Raw genomic sequence first — 20,020 nt, forward strand, 5'->3', positions numbered from 1 at the left:
TTACTTAGTTGAGTAGTATAAGTAACCCCATTTTCAAATAGTTTAAAATTGGCTAATATATATCTGTTTTAGGGTAACATTATTTTTGTATTACCTAGAATAGATTAGGGTCTGCGATTGATTTGCCTGAAACTTATATCATCCATAAAGAATCTCATTGGTTCAGGATTAAATTCATTGAATCCTCTTATCCATAGATTTTGAGCATCTGAATCTGCTGATATTGTTACAGTAATAGAACTAAATACCCATTGATTTACTGGGAAGCTTGAATTAAATTCTGGGTTAGGACCAACACCCCAATCGGTATTTTCGCTCCAATAAAATCTAATGTCTGGTTGTAGATTGGTAGGAGGTGTGCTTCCAAGAGATTCTACAAATACCCAAACTCCAACTTCATAAGTTTTGCCTGCTTGTACTGCAAAAGTTCCATCACTATGTCCTATGATCATTCCTTTATTAGGATCCATTTCTATTAGTGCACTTTGATTTCCAGAATGTGCTTGAGCATTAGAAATAGAGAATGTGTAACTATTAAATGGAGAATCCCAACCTAAAAATGGCCAATTACTATCATCAACAGAGGTCTCAAATCCAGAATCCATCCCTCCAGCTTCATAAAGATTTACGTTTCCGAAATCAATAGGTTGATCAGAAAAACTGGTAGCTGCAACAAAATCTGTTGTGGTTAGAGTTCCTGCGGTATAAGATACTGTTACTACATCATCTGTATAAACCAGTTCACCACCCACTAGAGAAATGTTTAAGATGTTACCTTCATTAGGGTCTACAGTTATATTGTCTATTGCTGAAGGAATCATTGCTCCGTCATGCATAATAGAAACAGAAAATTGATCTGTTTGAATTGTTGCAGGATCCATTTCTCTACTAAAGACCAGTGAAAGTGATCCATCATCAATTCCACCTTTGACTTGCTCAAGAACCACAGGTTCGGTAGATGGAATTACTTCTATTAAGTTCTCATAAGCTAAATCATCTTCGTCAAAAGGATTTTGAGTACTAGAATTTGTGCTTAAGTCATAAGTTCCAAGGCGTCTGTAGGTTACGTCAAATTCTAAAGCCTGTCCTGTTTGTGCCTCTGGGCTACCTCCTTCTGCAGTCCATTCTATCCTTTGTGGTTGTCCTGTGGCCTCAATCGTATAACGTACAACGCTACCAGCTGGGATTTGATTTTTGGCATCTTTCTCGATAGTTAGTTCATTACCAAGATTGCCATCGGAATCTAAAATATTGGCTTTCAGTGTTGTTCTAATAGAATCCAATACCGTAATTGTTATTGTAGTATCTATTTCAGTTCCTCGCAAAGCTCCGTTAGCGAAAGCATTTTCTTTAAAAACTTGCTGTAGATTTATTGTTTGTTCTCCAACTTCTGTGAATATTGGAGTAACTACATCTTCTGCAGATTCATTTACAGAGCTTCCTTCTGGAAATGTCCATAACCTTGATACAACACCAGGAGAAACATCTCCGAATGTAACGGATGCATTTACTCTAATTATATTCCCAGTGGTTTGAGTTGAAGTATAAATAACTCTCTGACTGGGGACATCATCCGTATTAATGTCATTTTTTTCACAGCTGAGGATAACAGTAATTGCTATCATCAGAAAGAAAATTAATTTTACAAATCTTTTCATATGCTTTATTTTAATTATTCAACTGATCATTTGTTTGTACTTCTCTTGCCGGTAGTGGAAAGTAATCTACCTGTGGGCCGTAATTGGCACTCGATTGTGTAAAGTCAGGTCTAACTCTACCATTAATAAATATAGGAGGATTACCACCACCAAAAAGATTAAGTATATTGTTATTTGGGTCTGCTATTTCTTGCGCTTCTGCGTCGAGTCTCCATCTTTCGTCCTCTGCAAGTTCATTGAATACCTGCCCTGCAATACCCCATCTTACTAGATCTTTCCACCTGTGTCCTTCAATATAAAGTTCTAAAGGTCTTTCTACTCTCCTTATGTGTGTCATAATACTTTCAACACTAGGAGCAACTGTTGTTTGGGTTCTTCCGTCTACAAGAATACTCTTGTGAAATTCAGGAAATTCACCTTGGTCATTAATATACTGACGAAGTGTTATAACTCCAGAGCGAGCTCTTACTTGATCTATAAAGTCAATTGCCGTATTTATGTCGCCATTAGCTTCTAAAACAGCTTCCGCATACATTAAGAAAACATCTGCTAAACGGATATGTCTGAAATTTATACCTGATCTACTATTAACATCTTCACTTGGTAAGGTTTCCCAATTGGTATGTTTTTTAGTATACGCACTTTGTCCAAAAGCCCATCCATTTGCAGGGTCTGGCGCAACCTGATAGAAAGGACCCTCATCATTAATAGGGGCAATACTTGCTCTCATTCGTCTAGATTGTACATTTCCATCATTAACTGGGTTATTCGGATCTACTTCGTCTCTAACAAATAACTCGTGCATGTAGTAAGTTGGTAGTACAGTATTAAATCCACCAAATCGCAATTGACCAATATCTCTTGCTAGCGCTGAAGCTTCAGCTCCAGTTAAGAATTGAGTGTCATCAACTTGACCTCCAGGAGCTCCAGGATTAAGTTCAGCAGAATACGGTGTTTCAAGAATTGATTCAGAATTGTACTCTCCCATCACGGAAAAATTATCTCCGAAGTCTGAAGCTAGTGCATATATTCCAGAATCGATAACTTCTCTAAATTCGGATGCTGCTTGAGACCAATCTTCTTGAAATAAATACACTTTACCTAACATTGCTGTGGCTGCTCCCCAAGTAACTCTTCCTAAATCCTCATCTGGCCAAGTTTGTGGTAAATTATTTTTAGCAAAAATCAAATCTGGCATAATAATTTGATTCGTAATTTCTTCTATTGAAATAAAAGGAGCACTAGCATCTGATCCTAACCTTGGATCTGTTCTTAGAACAGCTCCGTTATATGTATGCGCAATTTGAAAATAGTAAAATGCTCTTAAAAAGCGGGCTTGTGCTTCTACCTGATTACGTTCTTCTATTTCTGTAGGATCAAAAGCATCAGGATTTTCTTCTAACCCTAATAAAACCTGATTTGCTCTATTTATTCCTATATAAGATTGGCTCCATTTATTAATCACTTGTTCAGAATTATCACCAAAATTTAAATTTGCATGAACTATTTGTCTTGGATAGAAAAACTCTGTTCCAGCTTCATCAGTTTGTATCATTTCAAATTGCAATCCAGATCCGCTGATGCTCTGAAATTGTAATGCTGCATATACCGTATTAAGAGCAGCGTTAAATTGAGTAGGATTATTAAAAAATCGTTCTACCGTTATGGCATTAGGATTTTCAACTTCTAAAAGATCATCCCCACATCTTGTTAAGGATAAAATGCAAACTGCACCGAGCAAGAATTTTAAAAATATATTTTTCATTTTATATTGACTTTTCATAATTTTTTAAAAACCTAATTGAACACCAAATAAGAATCTTCTACTTACTGGATATGTTGCAGTGTCCACACCTCTTGTGAAAATTCCATCACCTCCTATTTCTGGATCAAAACCGGTATACTCTGTAAATGTGAATGGATTTTGCGCGGTACCATATACTCTTACATTTCTTATAGCTTCTGGTAAATAATCTTTTGGTATCGTATAACCCAGAGTAATATTTCTAATACGCCAGTAACTTCCATCCTCTAAAAAGAAATCTGATCTTGATCTAACATTTTCCGTTAGTGTTCCAGCATTATCAGCAGGAATATCAGAATTCGGATTCTGTGGTGACCATTGATTAACTAATTCAAGACTTCTATCATACGCAAAAGCTGCTAGTCTAGCTCCGTTGTATATTTCAGCTCCATAGGATACATAATTTTGTAAAAAGAAGTCAAAACCTTTATACTCCAAGTTTAAAGATAGACCTGCTTCGAAATCTGGTTGACCCGAACCTGCATATACTCTATCATTTTCATCTATTTGATTATCTCCATTTGCATCGATGTACTGAATATCTCCTAAACGAGCAGTATCATCAATAAGTCGGTAAGCATCTAACTGTTCTTGCGTTTTGATTACGCCATTATTTTGTATAAGGAAGAATGCCCCTGCTTCAAACCCTTCAGCTAAAAATGTAGTTGGATCTCCGGTAGGGAAAGTTAGGGTAGGGACACCACCTTGAAAACCTCTTGCAGTTCCATTAAGACTTGTGATTTCATTTTTATTTCTGGTAAACGTACCTGATAAATTCCACTTTAAACCGTTTTGTAATTCATCTCTATAAGATACAGCAAATTCGATACCCTTGTTCGTAAGGCTTCCGGCATTCGTAAGTCTTGCGTTAAAGCTTTGATCACCTGGCGCATCAGCACCAGCAGATGGCGGTAGTTGTTCTTCTAATAATAAATCTTCTTGATCGTTAAAGTAATAATCAGCAGTAAAGTTAATTTTGTTATTAAGAAAAGCTAAGTCAATACCTATATTACGTGATATACTAGTTTCCCATTTGATACCTGGATCAACAAACCTTCTTCCGATCTGACCTATTGCTAATTGCTCTTGGCTACCGAATATAAAATTCGATCCAGATTCAATTAAAGGAACAAATAAGAATGGGTCGATACGTGCATTTCCAACTTCTCCCCAACTCGCTCTTAACTTAAAATTGGATATAAAGTTGATATTTTCAAAGAAAGCTTCTTCACTAACATTCCATCCAACTGAGATACCTGGAAAAGTTCCGTATCTATTTTCTGGTCCAAAAACAGAAGAACCATCTCTTCTTACACTCACTGAAAGAAGATATCTATCGTCGTAATTATATTGTAATCTTCCTAATAAACCTGTAAATACTTGTCTTTCACGTCGCCCATTAGGTCTTATACCTTCTGCTCCAGCTCCTAGAACATCTGTGTCGTTGCTTAATAAGCCAATTACACCTGTGTTTACTGTCTCGCTATCGAACTGTTCATATGAACCTAAGGCAAGCAACTTCAGGTTATGATTACCAAAATCAACATTATAGCTCAAGGAATTTTCTACAGTGCTTCTTTGAGAAAAAATAAAACTTTCTTGTAAGATAGCATCTGGTCTTGATGCAGTAGGAACAAATCTTCCCATATTATCAAATAATAAATACTGTGGGCGTAAAAATTTCCTTCTAAAATCAAAGCTATTGCGCCCGAGATTAACTTTATATGTTAACCCTTGCAATAATTCATAGTCGATACTAAAAGCTACATTGGTACTTCTTATCCTTCTTCTATCTTCATTAGCAAGTTCTCGCGTTAAGAAACCTAATAATTCTGCTTGCCCAGTTCCTTCACTTAAATCAACTACACCATCTACAGGTCTTGCATCGCTAATTGCAGGTTGAAACGGTTTTTGAGCGATTGCTAGTTCAAGTAAAGCAAAAGGTTCTTGATCTCTTATCTCATCAGTAATACCTATCGAAGAAAAAACTTTCAATCTCTCTCTAGTATATTGACCAGTGATTCTACTTGTTAATCGACTAAAACTAGAATTAACTAATACACCTTCTTGGTCAAAGTAATTTCCACTAAGGTTTAATGTTAAATCACCGATCCCACCAGAAACATTAATATTATGATTTTGAATTAGAGCATTATTTCTTTGAACGTCATCAACAAAATCATTATCAATATTCAATGCGTTCGGGTTAAAGAATAATGTTTCATTAATAGTTCCTTCTCTATCGGCAGTCAATTGATCAGTAAAAAATTGTTGTTTAGTATTTAGCAGAGGAATTCCTGATGTTATATTTTGAATTGCAACATAAGTGCTATAATCTGCAGTAAGTTGTCCCTTCTTACCTTTTTTAGTGGTGATTAGGATAACTCCGTTCGATGCTCTTGTTCCATATACCGCTGCAGAAGCACCATCCTTAAGAATATCTATAGATTCTATTTGCTCTGGGGCTATATTTGGGTTTCCTTGGAAAGGAACACCATCTACCACAAACAATGGTTCGTTTCTTCCAGGAGAAAGAGAACCTATACCTCGAATTACAATGTTAGCATTTTCTCCAGGTCTACCATTACTGGCTTGTATATTAACACCAGCAACTTGACCTTGTAAAGATTCTGCAACATCCGATACAGGGGCTTTAGAAATAAGATCAGCACTTACTTTATTTACAGCTCCCGTAACTTCAATCTTTCGTTGGGTTCCATAACCGATCACAACTACTTGTTCTAATTCCTGACTATCTTGTGCTAAAACAATATTGATAGTTGTATTGTCCCCGATAGTTATAGACTGATTCGTAAAACCTATGGAGGAAAATACTAGCACTTCTCCTTTAGAAGCTTTTATAGTGTAATTTCCATCAAAATCTGAGACGGCACCTCTATTGGTTCCTTCTACTAAAACATTAACTCCTAATAGAGGCATGCCGGTTTCATCTGCAATTTGTCCGGTAATGTTAATTTTATCTTGCGCTTTCGTACTGACGAAACATAACATCAGTATACAGATCAGTAACCAATGATATTTTTTGGTCATAGTTGTTTTGTTATTTTTCATAAATGATAATAGAAACTTAGTAAAATTTAATACTTATTAATGATTTCTCATTTTTTTAAACTCAATTCACTGAAATGATCAAAACAAACATATAAATCTTAAGGTTTTATTAAAAAAAAAGGAACTAGACAAAAAATAGACGAATGTGTTTTTATAAAAAAAAATGTTAAATATTTACTTAGTTGAGATAAAAATAGGGTTCACTTTTCTTATTTTCATAAGACCTGTAGTTTGTTTCTGGTAATTCCTTTTTTGTGTTAATGAAAATTAATTATAAGGCTATAATATAGTTGATTTTCAAAGTTTTAAGGCTTTGAGCTTTTTTCGAATAATTATAGGATAAATAGTTTTACAAACGCTTGCTATTTTCAGTTTTTGGTGTCAAAAGATTAATTGTTCCAAAAATAGTTAAGAAAAAACTATTGATCATTACTTTACAATTGTAGAAATATGTCATTTCGAAATTTTTTTTAGTTGTAATACAGTTTAGTTCAGTTTTAGTCTAGTTGCTTATTTATCTTATCGTTTTATTAAATATTAATTTTAGATCTTTAAAAATTAAGATCATGAAAAAAGTTACGTTAATTTATTTCCTTTTTATTATTTCTTTAGGTTTTTCTCAGAGTATCACATGGAATAATCCAATAAGCGCAGTTGCTCCTGGCGAAACTATTAATATGGATGTTTCCTATGATGCAGGCTCGGAAGACTTTTTCTATGTTAGTGTTATATTAAGAGAAGTGGATGCTGCCTTTGGTATAGTAAAGGATTACAATCAGGTTTTTCCTATTGATGAGAATGCTGGTCAACAACCAAATGCTCAAAGCAATGTCACCTTTGATTATACTATTGATGCTAGTGCTCCAAATTCAACAAGTTTGTCATCTGGAAACCAATACTTATTAATCATATTCATGTCCTATAATAATGATGGTGGGTTTGTTAATGATAATACAGCTATAACAGTAGACTCTACTCTATCTATTGACTCCTTTGATAATGAAAAAAGTATAAGTGGTTTTTATCCAAACCCAGTAAAGGATGTTTTATACTTTAATAATGAATTGATTTCAGATCAGTATACTATTATTGATTTTACAGGAAGAACAGTAAAGTCGGTGAAAGGAACATCATCATTAAATGTCGAAGAATTAGCAGCAGGTACCTATTTTATACAAACTGAAAAAGGAACTGGAAAATTTGTAAAAATCTAATTTAGAGTTATTAGTTTTTATTGTTTCGTATGATTGGGCGTTTTTTAAATGCCTAATCATACTCATTTATACAATACTCCTAAACGAATTATTTTGGATCGTAAAATTATGTTTAGAACATTTAATTATGGGAGATAATTGTTTCATCACATCCTATCAGATTAGAAGTTTGTGATATGGAATCAAGCTTCGGTAAAAAAGTTGAATTAAATAAAAAGAAAAAGAAAATGTTTAAAAAATTGTATTCACATATAGACTTAAGAATTCTACCAATAGTTGCTTTCACTATGATAATGTCTAATTGCTCCAATGAGGAGTCAAAACCAGATACGAGTCCTATGGATAGTGAACCCGTAGCTGTAAATGATACCTTAACAGTGGAGGAAGATAGTGGTTCTGGTGAGGCGAATAGAATTAATGTTTCTACAAATGATATTATTGGAGAAAATGGTGGAGATGGAGATGATTATAAAATATCTACAGAACCTTCTAATGGTACACTTACTGAAATTAGTGATGGCGTATTCGAATATATTCCTAATTATAATTATGATGGAACTGACCGATTTACCTATATCATTACAGATGCAGATGGAGATGAAGCAACAGCGAGTGTGAGTATAACTGTAAATCCGTTTGTACCTACAGCAGATGATTTTAATAATATAAATCCTGATCTACCATCCTTTGTTTCTATTGATGATACAACACCTCTTGATAAAAAATGGGTGAAAATGGAAGCAATGTCAGATGAATTTGATGTTTGGGATGCTAATAAATGGTTTAAGTCTACTTGGAACTATGGAGTGCCAGTTTTTATGTCTAATTCCAATGAAAATTCTGGCGTTGCTAACGGTAATTTATGGATAAAGGCTACTCTTAATGAATCTAACCCAGAACAAAGATGGTTTCAAACGGCCAGAATCCATTCCAGAGAGAAAACAAGCTATCCTATGTATACGGAAGCTAGGATAAAAACAGCTCATATATCTGCGTATAATACCTATTGGTTAAACAATGGAGATATTTCTGATAGAGATGAAATTGACATTATAGAGAACAATTCTAAACCTTCTTGTAACTGTCAACCAGACTTTCCAACAACTATGAATTCTCAGTATTTTCATGCCGATTCAAATCTAACTCCAGTTACTATTAGAAATAAAGGGAATTATAGTAATAACAATCTATCAGACGCAAACCCGCTAAAAGGAGTGCAATGGAATGAGGAATATCATGTCGTGGGAGTATGGTGGAAGGATAATAAAAATGTTCAGTTTTATCTAGATGGTGAACCTGCAGGCAGTGTAGTAGTTGGGAACCATGAAACAGGAGATAATTTTCCAAGTCGTGTTTTTACCAGAGATTTAGAAATAATTTTTGATTTATGGACTAATGAAGCTAATTGGTTAGGAGGACTTCCACCAAAGTCCGATTTAGGTGATGATACGATTAATACCATGAGAATTGACTGGGTGAGAACTTGGAAATTAGAAGATAATTAAACTGAATAATACTTTTAAAATCGTAAGAAATGCTTTTAAAACCCCATAAATTTTAGAGAACAAAAAGCTTAACGTTATGAAAATGAAAATATCAATCTTATTACTTTTTAGCGTATTTATATCATTAAAATCTTGTTCTAATGGAGATGATATTGGAAATCCTGTAACGATTACTGATCCCGATCCCGATCCTGATGTTGTTGTCACAGATCCAGATGATCAAGGATTTGATTGGGAAGGAATAGATATTCCTGCAGAAGCAGGCGAAGGCAAGTTTTGGAAATTAAATCAGGATGCTTCAGATGATTTTAATTACAATTTTACTGCTACACCAAGCGCAGCGACATTTGGAGGAAAATGGACTAATTTTTATCACAATGATTGGGAAGGGCCAGGTCCTACTAAGTGGGTTAGAGAAAATGTTTCTGTTGGAGATGGAGATCTTCAAATCAAGGCTACAAGAGTGACCGGAGAGACTAAATCTTTTGATGTAGATTGTGATGTAGATGGTGTTGTAGAAACTTGGACCTTACCTACTACTAGAGCAGGTTGTATTACCTCTACCACTAGAGTAATATACCCTGTATATGTAGAAGCAAGAGTAAGAGTTGCAGATGCAGTTACAGCTTCTGATGTCTGGTTATTAAGCCCAGATGACACACAGGAAATAGATATTATCGAAGCCTATGGTGGAACTGGTGAAGATGATAGAAACTTATGGCTAGCAGAGCGGATACACCTTAGTCACCATACCTTTATTAGGAATCCTTTTCAGGATTATCAGCCAAGAGATGCAGGAAGTTGGTGGAGAAAAAATGGAGTAAGTCAGTGGGGTGGTCAATGGGTTCGAATTGGAGTGTATTGGAGAGATCCAAAACATTTAGAATATTACATTGATGGTGAAAAAGTAAGAATACTTTCGGATAACGCATTTGCAAGTAGAGATGTTAATGGTAATTGGTCTTATACTTATCCACAACCTGTTAGCAATGGTTCTTTGCCAACTGCGGCCAATGGATTCCAAGCAGTTAATCAAGCGAGTAGCTTGGATCAAGCGCAAAGCAATTCTTCTACCAGTGTTATAGACCCTCTTAATTATCTTAATAATGGGATGAATTTGGATAAAGAAATGGATATTATTATTAATGTTGAGGATCAAAATTGGAACGCTTGTAATGGGAGAACTCCTTCTAATTCAGAGATCCAAAATGAAGACAATCATACCTTTAAGGTAGACTGGATACGTATATATGAACCTAAAGAAGTTAATTGATTTAGATTAGATTTTTGTTTAAAGTAAGTGAGAAAAGATAAAAGCTTGGTAAGACTCGTTACTTTTAGTTATAAACTAAGCTTTTCTTTTCAAACTTGCTGAAAACTATTGAGAAGTAAGTTCTTAATTTTGAAAAATGAATATCGAAAATTCTATTTAAGAAATCTTATACTATCCTTTAAATATAAAGCTTTGATCTGTTTCCTTTTCATAATCAAACTCGTATAAGTAAGCACCTTTTTTGGAGCTCGATTTATCTTTAATTTCAGTTTTTTTCAAAAAATTTAGAGATAGTAACTTTTTTCTAAAGTTTCGAGAATCTAATCTTTTTTGAAAGATTTGTTCGTATAAGGTTTGAATTTGCGGTAAAGTAAAATATTTCGGAAGTAATTCAAATCCAATTGGAGAAAATCTAGCCTTTTCACGTAGTCTATCCAAAGCATCTTTTACCATTTGATTATGGTCTAATACTAATTCTGGTAACTCATCTAGTGAAAACCAAAAGGCACCATGTTTATTCACTAGTTCTTTATTATTCTCATCGATTCGGATTAGCGCATATTGGCCAATAGAAATACAGCGTGCTCCAGGATCTCTATCAACTGCTGAGTAGGTCTTTAGCTCTTCCATAAAAATGTTTTCCAGGCCCGTAATATCTTTTAAGATCCTTAAACCAGCTTGATTAGCATTTTCATTTTGTCTGATAAAACTTCCAATCAAAGACCACGAACCTTTAAGAGGTTGTATTTCTCGCTTAAAAACAAGAAGTTTTAAAGTTTCATTATCAAATCCAAAGATGATACAGTCTACAGCAACTAATACCTGCTCTTTATTTTCATACCAACTATTTTGCTGATTTTTGGCAAACTCCATAAAATATTCTTTAAAAAATAATAAATGTAATAATTACATTTATTATTTTTGTTATAAATAAAGGTTTTAATAATGAACAAAGAAAATACATTTATCCCAGAGCTCATAGTATCTTCTCCAGGGAGAATAAATTTTATAGGTGGTCATACGGATTATAATAATGGTTTTGTACTTCCTACTGCTATTGATAAAAAAATACGTTTTGAGTTTAAAAAAAATGGAACAGCGGATATTTGTAATTTCTACAGTAGAAATTATGATAAATCCTTAAGAGTAGATCTAAATAATATTTCACCTAGCACAGAAAATTGGGAGAATTATATTTTGGGTGTACTACATCAGCTATCAAAAAGATCAGATAAGATCCGAGGTTTTGATTGTTTCTTTTCTAGCGAGTTAGCAATTGGTTCTGGATTAAGTTCATCTGCTGCTCTAGAGTGTGGTCTTGCATACGGTGTAAATTCATTGTTTGAATTAGGGCTTTCTAAAAAAGATATCACTGTACTAAGTAGAGATGCTGAACATGAATATGTTGGTACCAAATGTGGTATAATGGATCAGTATGCTTCCGTTTTTAGTGAAACAAACAAAATTCTTTTTCTTGATTGTAAATCTCTCGAACATAGCTTAATTCCAATTGATTTGGTGGATTTTAAAATACTAATTCTAAATACCAATGTAGAACATAATCTGGCTACTAGCGAGTATAATGTTAGAAGACAGCAATGTGAGGAAGGAGTAGCTTTTATTAAAAAAAGACATCCACATGTTTCGTCTCTTAGAGATGTCGATTTAGATATGCTAGAAGAGGTAAAAGATGAAGTAAGTCAAACTGTTTTTCGAAGATGTCAATATATTATCCAAGAAAATAAAAGAGTTTTAGTAGCCGCGGAGTTTCTAAAAAACAACGAGCTAAATGAGTTTGGAGATCTTTTATATCAATGTCACGATGGAATTCGACATAAGTACGAAGTTAGTTGTGATGAATTAGATTTTTTAGTGGATTTTTCCAAAGAAAAAGAATATGTAATTGGATCGAGAATGATGGGTGGAGGTTTTGGTGGATGTACAGTAAATATTGTGCATAAAGATTATATCGATGCGTATACAGAAGAAGTGAGTATAGCATATAAAGAACGATTTAATATCGATTTAGATTCTTTTCAGGTAATGCCAAGCAAAGGAACAAGTATCGAATTTACAGAGTCTAAAGTATCATAGTAAGCTAAAAAAGATATCACATGATTAACGAAAATCCCCATAGAAGATATAACATACTAACAGGAGAATGGGTTTTAGTATCTCCTCATCGTACTAAACGGCCATGGCAAGGAAAAGAAGAAAAACAATCTATAGTCCAGAGACCTTCTTATGATCCGAATTGCTATCTGTGTCCAGGAAATACTAGAGCAAGTGGAGCTTCAAATCCCCAATATGAAGGACCTTATAGTTTTGTAAATGACTTTTCTGCCTTGTTGTCTGAAACTCCAAAAGAGGTTTTTTCCGAAGGATTGTTGAAAGGAGTATCTGAAAGAGGGGTTTGTAAAGTAGTTTGCTTTTCTCCTGATCATTCTTTGACATTGCCTATAATGAAGGTAGAAGAGATTCAGAATGTCGTTAAACTATGGAAAAGGGAATATGAGGAATTAAGTGAGGTGTCATATATCAATCATATTCAGATATTTGAAAATAAAGGAGATGTCATGGGGTGCAGTAATCCTCATCCTCATGGTCAAATATGGGCTCAAGAGTCTATTCCGCTAGAAGTTTCTAAGAAAACAGCGCAAATGAAGAAATATTGGCTTGATACGAATCAAAGTTTATTACAAGCCTACTTAAAACAGGAATTGGAGACAAGAGAAAGAATAATTTTAGAAAATGATCACTTCGTTTCTCTGGTACCATATTGGGCAATTTGGCCTTATGAAACTATGATATTACCAAAAGAACAGAAACGAAGTATTAAAGAGCTAAATGAAAAGGAGATAGCTTCGTTTGCACAAATCATAAAGGATTTAACCATTAGATATGATAATTTATTCAATTGCAGTTTTCCATATTCTGCAGGGATTCATCAAGCTCCAACAGATGGAGACCCTCATGAAGAATGGCATTTTCATATGTCCTTTTATCCTCCATTATTAAGGTCAGCAACCGTAAAAAAGTTTATGGTAGGTTATGAGATGTTTGCAGATCCACAGCGTGATATTACGGCAGAACAAGCAGCAGAAACATTAAAATCCTTATCAACAGTACATTATACTACAGGATAATTTTCTTTAAGCGGTGGATAAAAAGTGAGATATGAGTAATCAAATGATGACATTAAAAAAACTTGCAGAGCTATCTAATTTTTCGGTTTCTACCGTGTCAAAAGCATTGGCTGATAACCCTGAGATTAGTATAAAGACCAAAAATAAAATCAAAAAGCTGGCAGAATTTTACAATTATAAACCAAACATAACTGCCAAAAACCTAAAAGAGAGAAAAACAAGAGCTATAGGAGTGATAATTCCTAATATTTTGGCTCATTTTTTCGCTAAAGTTTTATCTGGTATTGAAAAAGAGGCAACAGAAAAAGGATATAATATTATTACCTGTATCTCGGATGAATCTTTTGAAAAAGAAGTAAAAAGTATAGAAATGCTAGCAAATGGAAGTGTTGATGGATTTATCATATCGATATCTAAAGAGACTTTCGTAAAAGAGAATTATAAGCATTTGCAAGGAGCTATAGATAAAGGATTACCTATATCCATGTTTGATAGGGTGACTGATAAAGTTTATTGTGATAAAGTTGTTATTAACGATTTTCAATCTTCTTATACCGCTACAGAAAAGCTAATCAAATCGGGTTGTAAAAATGTTGTTTTTGTAACGCCAATTCATCATACAAGTGTAGGATTAGATAGGGTAAGTGGATATGAAAAAGCATTAAAGGACATATTAAAAAGAAAAGGGAAGCCTAAGGTTTTGGTAATTGAAGATTACCAAAAGTTTACAGATAGCTTTACAGCGTTTTTAAAGGATAATAAAGTAGATGGTGTTGTTGCGGCTGATGAACTCTCTGGAATTTATACAATGAATTTGTTAATTGGTGCGGGTCATAGAGTTCCCGAAGATGTTTCTGTTATTGGCTTTACTGACGGGATTCTTGCGGGTAATAGTAATCCTCCTTTGACAACTGTAGATCAAAGAGCTGTAGAACTTGGAAAAGTAGCTGCTAATAATATAATTAGTAGGTTAGAAGATAACCAGAAGGAAGCTATTACCTATGAAACTACAGTACTGGAAACTTATCTAATAGAAAGAGGTTCTACAAAATTTAAGTAGTAAATCAATCTATTCTATTTCTATAGTTATTGGCCAGCCAATAAATTGTTTAGCCCCTTTTTTACGAACGTCTTCAAACCTTGGCCAGCACTCAAAGGTTACAGTTTTTTCATTTTTTCGAAATCTAATCATACCATAACCAGCCCCGTTCGAAGGGCTATCAGGATTGGCATAAGCGTGCATAGTAATCTTGTTATGAAAGCCATCTAGATATTTGCCGATCCAAGGAAGCTTATCAGAAGATGTAGCAGGTTTTGCATCTTCTGGCCACCACCATCGGCTGTAAAAGTTGTTTACAATGGCAGGTACAACAAAAGCCCAAGGACCATCATCATATGACTCAATTCCATGTTGTATTACGGTTGCGAGATGCTGATCGCCAGCAATGTGTATTGCATTGGAATTTTTTATCGCTTCTAAAGCTCTGTTCCTTCCCTTTTGTGGCCATCCGTTAGAGTCCATATCTGCGTGTAATCTGTTGTCCAACGAACCATGTAAATGTGCTCCTCCACAGAATCCAGTTTGAGATAAAACTACTTTAAAATCGGTTGTCTGTTGATTGCTACCCCAAGATTTTAAGAATTCAAGTTGCCGATTCCCTAATAATTCTAATCCCTCTAGATCTACAGTGTTAGGATCATAATTAGGGTCTCTAATATGATCAGGTCTTGGGCCAATTTGAGGAATCTTACCCTTTGGGCCTGATTTAAATTTTCTATCCTCAATAATGGCGAAATCAACACCTCCCCAAATCAAATTAGTATAATAAACTCCAATATCCTGCTGTATTGGTGTTGGATCATACGGATCTGGAAGATGAGCGGTTTGACATCTTTCAACCATTTTTACATATTCAGGATGATAAAAGTAACCACCATCATCTCCGGCCATAGTAGAAGCTTTCTTACCATATTCGCCCCATAAATTTCCTTGTCCTATATCATGATCATCAGGTATGGTGATACAAGGTCTGTTTCTAAAAACTTCTCTAAACTGCAATCCAAATTTCAACCAAGCAGCAGTATGCTCTTGGTGATCATATGATTGATCCCCAGCAAAAAAGACTAAATCAGGATCCTGAAAATTTATGTTTCGTATATAATTATCTCTATCACCTCTATCTTTGTTGCTATTACAAGAAAGAGCAGCCAAAGTAATTTCGTCTTTATCTGTAGGATCTCTTCTAATAACACCTTCATACCTAGCTTCAGTGCTATGTAAAATTCGATAAGATATATTTTCTTTATAGTTCCAATTATTGATTCTAAAAGTAGCTGACCAACCAAGTTCGTTCACCATTTTTTTCTGGACTTCTCTCCATGTTCCATTTTCTTTGATTTCTAACCGAACTTCTCTAGTTTCATCTGGATACAGCGGGAATAGTTGTGCTGTTAATTTAAGAGTTTCATTACTAACTGTATAAATTCCAAATGCAATAACTTCTCCTCTTGGAACTTTTACATCAATGATGGTGTTCGACTTTCTATTCCACCAATCATTTGTGGCAATGGTATCAATACCTGTAAAAGGTGATTCTATATATGTAGGGTCAGATGCTGTTTCTTTTTGTGATTTTTTATTGGAACATCCTAGAAGCAAGGTAGATAAAATAAGGAAATAGCAGGCTTTTTTCATGATTGGAAATATGAATATAAAAGTTGTGGTTGTGTTATTTATTAGAAATTGAAAATTACAAAGTTCTCTAGTTTGTTAAAAAAAATAGACTGGACAAAAACTAAACAAGAAGAAAATGTGAAGAATTGCTACTAAAAAATTATTTACAATTTCTTCTTAGTAGTAAAGGCCTTTTGTTTTGTTTTTCAGTACTTCTAGCTAAAAAATTCTGATCAAAAACTAGATACTATAAACATCTTGTCTTATTCGATTTTTCTTACAAATTGATGAGATTTTTACTGATTTATTCATATCGGTTTAGTTTTAAAACAGTGATTGTATAGTTTTTGTTCAGTCGATGTAGTCAACTTAAAATTGATGATATAGTAGTTTTGGTCCAATAATGTTGTGGAATAATTAATAAAAAATGAAAAAAGGTTATTTTTTGACAATACTGTTTCTTTTGAATATCTGTATAGGTTGTAAGCCTTCATTGCCAGAAAAAGTAGCTGATGCATATGAGAAACTTCCTAAAACTATAGATTATAATACGCATGTAAAACCAATTCTATCTGATAAATGTTTTGCATGTCATGGTCCTGATAAAGCAAAGATCTCTGCGGGTTTACAATTACATTCCGAGGAAACTGCTTTTCTGGAATTACCAGAATCACCTGGTAAATTTGCTATAGATCCGGGAAATTTAAAAAAATCGGAAGTTTTTCATAGAATTTTGTCCGAAGATCCTAAACTCGTGATGCCCACTCCAGAATCCTATCTAAAACTCTCTTCTGAAGAAAAAGCAATTTTGATTAGGTGGATAGAAGAAGGCGCAGAATATAAAGATCATTGGGCCTTTATTACTCCAAGCAAACCAGAGATACCACGTATAGAAAATAGAACTTTAGAAAAAAATCCGATTGACAATTTTGTAATCAAAAAACTATCTGAAAACAATTTAAATCTATCAAAAAAAGCTAGTAAAGAGTTGTTATTAAGAAGAGTCTCCCTTGATCTTACTGGTTTGCCACCAACCAAGGAGGAATTGCTTGGTTTTTTGAATGATGCAAGCTCCAATGCCTATGAAAAGCAGGTTGATAGACTTTTGGCTTCAAAACATTATGGAGAAAAGATGGCAATCGATTGGTTGGATGTCGCAAGATATGCAGATACGCACGGATATTTTGTAGATCGCTATCGTGATATGAGTCCTTGGAGAGATTGGGTAATTAACTCTTTTAATGAAAACATGCCTTATGATCAATTCATAACTTGGCAGTTAGCCGGTGATTTATTAGAAAACCCTACTAAAGACCAAATCTTGGCCACTGGATTTAACAGACTACACCCCCAGAATTTAGAAGGTGGTATTATCGATGAAGAATTTAGAGTAGAGTATGTTTCTGATAGAACCAATGTCGTAGGACAAGGTATCATGGGATTAACCGTTGCCTGTGCTAAATGTCATGATCATAAATACGATCCGATTTCTCAAAAAAATTACTTTGAATTATTCGGTTTTTTTAATCAGGTAAATGAATCTGGTCAAATTCCATGGGATTGGTCAATGCCCGTTCCTACGATGTTACTTCCGACCAAAGAAGAAGAACAAATGATAGCCTACATTGATGATCTTGTAAATAATTCTCAGCGTAAAATAGAACGTGTCACGGAAAGTGAAAAAGAAAAAGTAAATCAGTGGATTGCTAAAGAAAAATATCGAAGAGATTCATTTACAGATTCTAAACATTTGGTAGCATATTATGACTTCGAGAATTCTTCTTTGCGAAACAATTTAAATTATTTAGATAAAGGGGAAATGAAAACCCAGTTTGCTGGAAATCAAAAAATTGTTCTAAAAGAAGGATATAAAGGAAGGGGACTTCAGTTTGATGGTGATGCGTGGTTAGATTTAGATAAAGTGGGAGTTTTCCAGAGAAGTGAGAATTTCAGTATTGGAATACGTGTTTTTATTCCGAAGGATCTCAAAGAAGGAGTAATTTTTCATAAAGCACAAGGGACAAGATTACATAGTTATCGTGGATATCATCTGTCGATTACAGAAGACAACACTTTTGAGTTACTGCTAGCGCATGTTTGGCCAGATAATGCTATCGTAGAGACCACGATTAAAGAAGTGCCGAGAGAAGAATGGGTTCAACTAACAATGACTTATGATGGATCTAGCAAAGCTAGTGGATTAAAGTTGTACGTGAATGGAGAGCATATGCAAACTAATGTAGTAATTGACAACCTATATAAAGATATTATATTTCATGATTTAGAGGATTATATTTATCCAGAACCCATAGAACCTGGTTTACAAATCGGAGCTAGATGGCGTGGTAAGGGAATTGCAGGAGCAATCGTAGATGAATTAAAAGTATTTAGCAAAGAGCTAACTCCTTTGGAAGTCTTAAAACTTTCTGATACTAAGCTTTTGAAACCTTTGATTTCAAAAACATCCAAAGAACTCTCAGATACCGATAAAAAACTGCTCACGGACTATTATTTATCCGTAAAATCCATTCCAACGAGAGAAGCCATTTCGTCTCTTCAAAAAGTTCGAACGATCCAAGCAGATAGCGCAGATAACATTAAGGAGATAATGGTAATGAAAGATTCTCCAGGACTCAGGAAAACATATTTATTAGAAAGAGGACAATATGATGCTCATGGAGAAGAAGTTTTCTCAAATACGCCAAGCAGTTTGCCCGCAATGTCAGAAGATTTACCAAAAAACAGATTAGGATTAGCTAAGTGGCTAACAGATCCTAAACATCCATTAACAGCAAGAGTAGCTGTAAACAGGTATTGGCAGAATTTCTTCGGAAAAGGAATTGTAGAAACGTCCGAAGATTTTGGTAATCAAGGAAGCTTACCAACACATCCTGAGTTACTGGATTGGTTAGCAACTAATTTTATAGAGTCTGGATGGGATCTAAAAGCATTAAATAAACAGATTGTGATGTCTCAAACCTATCAGCAAGATTCTAATGTTTCTGAGGAATTAAGAGAGATAGACCCTGATAATTTACTATTGGCTCGAGGACCATCTAAACGGTTGTCTGGGGAAATGCTTCGTGATAATGCCTTAGTAGCAAGTGGATTGTTAAACGCTAAAATAGGAGGCGAAAGTGTAAAACCATACCAACCAAAAGGACTTTGGAAGATGACGCACTTACCTTACAAAAGAGATACTGGAGATAAGTTATACAGAAGAAGTTTATACACTATCTGGAAAAGAACAGCTCCCAATCCTACCATTGCAACATTTGATGCTTCGACTAGAGAAATATGTATGACTAGAAGACAAGAAACGAATACTCCTTTGCAAGCTTTAGTGTTGCTAAATGATCCTACATACATTGAAGCTTCTAAAGTAATGGGTAAAAATATGACAGCCTTTGCTTCTGTAGAAGAAGGTATTAAAGATATCTATATCCGATTAACAGGAAGACAGATATCTCAAAAGGAGTTACAGTTATTAGTTACTCTTCAACAGGAAGAATATGATAGGTTTAATAGTAATATTTCAAAAGCAAAAGGCTGGTTGGCATCAGGAGATTTTGCTTTTGATCCAGATGATAACCTATCGATGATCGCAGCAAATGCGATAGTTGCCAGCACCATTATGAATTCTGATGCCACCATAACTAAAAGATAATACGTCT

12 protein-coding genes are annotated in these 20,020 nt (G+C 34.4%); 7 read left to right on the plus strand and 5 right to left on the minus strand.

Annotated elements, in window-relative coordinates; genetic code table 11:
- Positions 1 to 104 precede the first annotated feature (104 nt).
- The 3 genes from Q1B37_RS08920 to Q1B37_RS08930 are packed head-to-tail and all read right to left on the minus strand — an operon-like array spanning position 105 to position 6,534.
- Positions 105 to 1,658 carry a hypothetical protein gene (locus Q1B37_RS08920; RefSeq protein ID WP_299898016.1) on the minus strand — a complete coding sequence of 518 codons (1,554 nt, stop codon included), beginning with the start codon at positions 1,656 to 1,658 and terminating at the stop codon, positions 105 to 107.
- 10 nt (positions 1,659 to 1,668) lie between these two features.
- Complete coding sequence (locus Q1B37_RS08925) at positions 1,669 to 3,423, minus strand: RagB/SusD family nutrient uptake outer membrane protein (protein WP_299898019.1); 1,755 nt, start codon at positions 3,421 to 3,423, stop codon at positions 1,669 to 1,671.
- Between the two features lie 24 nt (positions 3,424 to 3,447).
- Positions 3,448 to 6,534 (minus strand): TonB-dependent receptor, encoded by a 3,087-nt coding sequence (locus Q1B37_RS08930; protein WP_299898022.1) that lies wholly within the window; start codon positions 6,532 to 6,534, stop codon positions 3,448 to 3,450.
- A 566-nt stretch (positions 6,535 to 7,100) separates the two neighbouring features.
- Here Q1B37_RS08930 and Q1B37_RS08935 point away from each other — a divergent pair.
- The 3 genes from Q1B37_RS08935 (at position 7,101) to Q1B37_RS08945 (ending at position 10,526) form a co-directional block, all read left to right on the plus strand.
- Positions 7,101 to 7,748: a T9SS type A sorting domain-containing protein gene (locus Q1B37_RS08935; protein WP_299898025.1), complete on the plus strand. Its 648-nt coding sequence runs from the start codon at positions 7,101 to 7,103 to the stop codon at positions 7,746 to 7,748.
- 176 nt (positions 7,749 to 7,924) lie between these two features.
- On the plus strand, positions 7,925 to 9,253 hold the full coding sequence (locus tag Q1B37_RS08940) for an Ig-like domain-containing protein (protein WP_299898028.1): 1,329 nt from the start codon (positions 7,925 to 7,927) through the stop codon (positions 9,251 to 9,253).
- Positions 9,254 to 9,335: 82 nt separating this feature from the next.
- Positions 9,336 to 10,526, plus strand: a complete 1,191-nt coding sequence (locus Q1B37_RS08945) for a family 16 glycosylhydrolase (protein ID WP_299898038.1) — start codon at positions 9,336 to 9,338, stop codon at positions 10,524 to 10,526.
- A gap of 171 nt (positions 10,527 to 10,697) precedes the next feature.
- On the opposite strand, the gene Q1B37_RS08950 is transcribed toward Q1B37_RS08945, so the two are convergent.
- Positions 10,698 to 11,399, minus strand: a complete 702-nt coding sequence (locus Q1B37_RS08950; protein WP_299898040.1) for an NUDIX domain-containing protein — start codon at positions 11,397 to 11,399, stop codon at positions 10,698 to 10,700.
- 72 nt (positions 11,400 to 11,471) lie between these two features.
- Here Q1B37_RS08950 and galK point away from each other — a divergent pair, with 72 nt between their 5' ends.
- From galK to Q1B37_RS08965, 3 genes are read left to right on the plus strand one after another with little or no spacing between them, the layout of a single operon-like run.
- The gene (gene galK, locus Q1B37_RS08955; RefSeq protein WP_299898043.1) at positions 11,472 to 12,620 is read left to right on the plus strand and encodes a galactokinase; all 1,149 of its coding nucleotides are present in this window, start codon (positions 11,472 to 11,474) and stop codon (positions 12,618 to 12,620) included.
- A gap of 20 nt (positions 12,621 to 12,640) precedes the next feature.
- A complete protein-coding gene (locus Q1B37_RS08960) occupies positions 12,641 to 13,672 on the plus strand; it encodes a UDP-glucose--hexose-1-phosphate uridylyltransferase (protein WP_299898046.1) in 1,032 nt (343 codons plus the stop codon).
- 31 nt (positions 13,673 to 13,703) lie between these two features.
- Positions 13,704 to 14,732, plus strand: coding sequence for a LacI family DNA-binding transcriptional regulator (locus tag Q1B37_RS08965; RefSeq protein ID WP_299898048.1), 1,029 nt, complete (start codon positions 13,704 to 13,706; stop codon positions 14,730 to 14,732).
- A gap of 9 nt (positions 14,733 to 14,741) precedes the next feature.
- Here Q1B37_RS08965 and Q1B37_RS08970 read toward each other — a convergent pair whose 3' ends face one another.
- Positions 14,742 to 16,367 (minus strand): alkaline phosphatase D family protein, encoded by a 1,626-nt coding sequence (locus Q1B37_RS08970; protein WP_299898051.1) that lies wholly within the window; start codon positions 16,365 to 16,367, stop codon positions 14,742 to 14,744.
- 442 nt (positions 16,368 to 16,809) lie between these two features.
- On the opposite strand from Q1B37_RS08970, the gene Q1B37_RS08975 reads away from it, so the two are divergent.
- Positions 16,810 to 20,013 carry a DUF1553 domain-containing protein gene (locus Q1B37_RS08975; protein WP_299898054.1) on the plus strand — a complete coding sequence of 1,068 codons (3,204 nt, stop codon included), beginning with the start codon at positions 16,810 to 16,812 and terminating at the stop codon, positions 20,011 to 20,013.
- The last annotated feature ends 7 nt before the right edge of the window (positions 20,014 to 20,020 follow it).

Source organism: uncultured Aquimarina sp. (assembly GCF_947492965.1).
Lineage (GTDB): Bacteria > Bacteroidota > Bacteroidia > Flavobacteriales > Flavobacteriaceae > Aquimarina.

Coding starts and splice junctions, on each gene's coding strand:
- Q1B37_RS08920 (WP_299898016.1), bottom strand. CDS start 1,658: ATGAAAAGATTTGTAAAATTAATTTTCTTTCTGATGATAGCAATTACT.
- Q1B37_RS08925 (WP_299898019.1), bottom strand. CDS start 3,423: ATGAAAAATATATTTTTAAAATTCTTGCTCGGTGCAGTTTGCATTTTA.
- Q1B37_RS08930 (WP_299898022.1), bottom strand. CDS start 6,534: ATGAAAAATAACAAAACAACTATGACCAAAAAATATCATTGGTTACTG.
- Q1B37_RS08935 (WP_299898025.1), top strand. CDS start 7,101: ATGAAAAAAGTTACGTTAATTTATTTCCTTTTTATTATTTCTTTAGGT.
- Q1B37_RS08940 (WP_299898028.1), top strand. CDS start 7,925: ATGGAATCAAGCTTCGGTAAAAAAGTTGAATTAAATAAAAAGAAAAAG.
- Q1B37_RS08945 (WP_299898038.1), top strand. CDS start 9,336: ATGAAAATATCAATCTTATTACTTTTTAGCGTATTTATATCATTAAAA.
- Q1B37_RS08950 (WP_299898040.1), bottom strand. CDS start 11,399: ATGGAGTTTGCCAAAAATCAGCAAAATAGTTGGTATGAAAATAAAGAG.
- galK (WP_299898043.1), top strand. CDS start 11,472: ATGAACAAAGAAAATACATTTATCCCAGAGCTCATAGTATCTTCTCCA.
- Q1B37_RS08960 (WP_299898046.1), top strand. CDS start 12,641: ATGATTAACGAAAATCCCCATAGAAGATATAACATACTAACAGGAGAA.
- Q1B37_RS08965 (WP_299898048.1), top strand. CDS start 13,704: ATGAGTAATCAAATGATGACATTAAAAAAACTTGCAGAGCTATCTAAT.
- Q1B37_RS08970 (WP_299898051.1), bottom strand. CDS start 16,367: ATGAAAAAAGCCTGCTATTTCCTTATTTTATCTACCTTGCTTCTAGGA.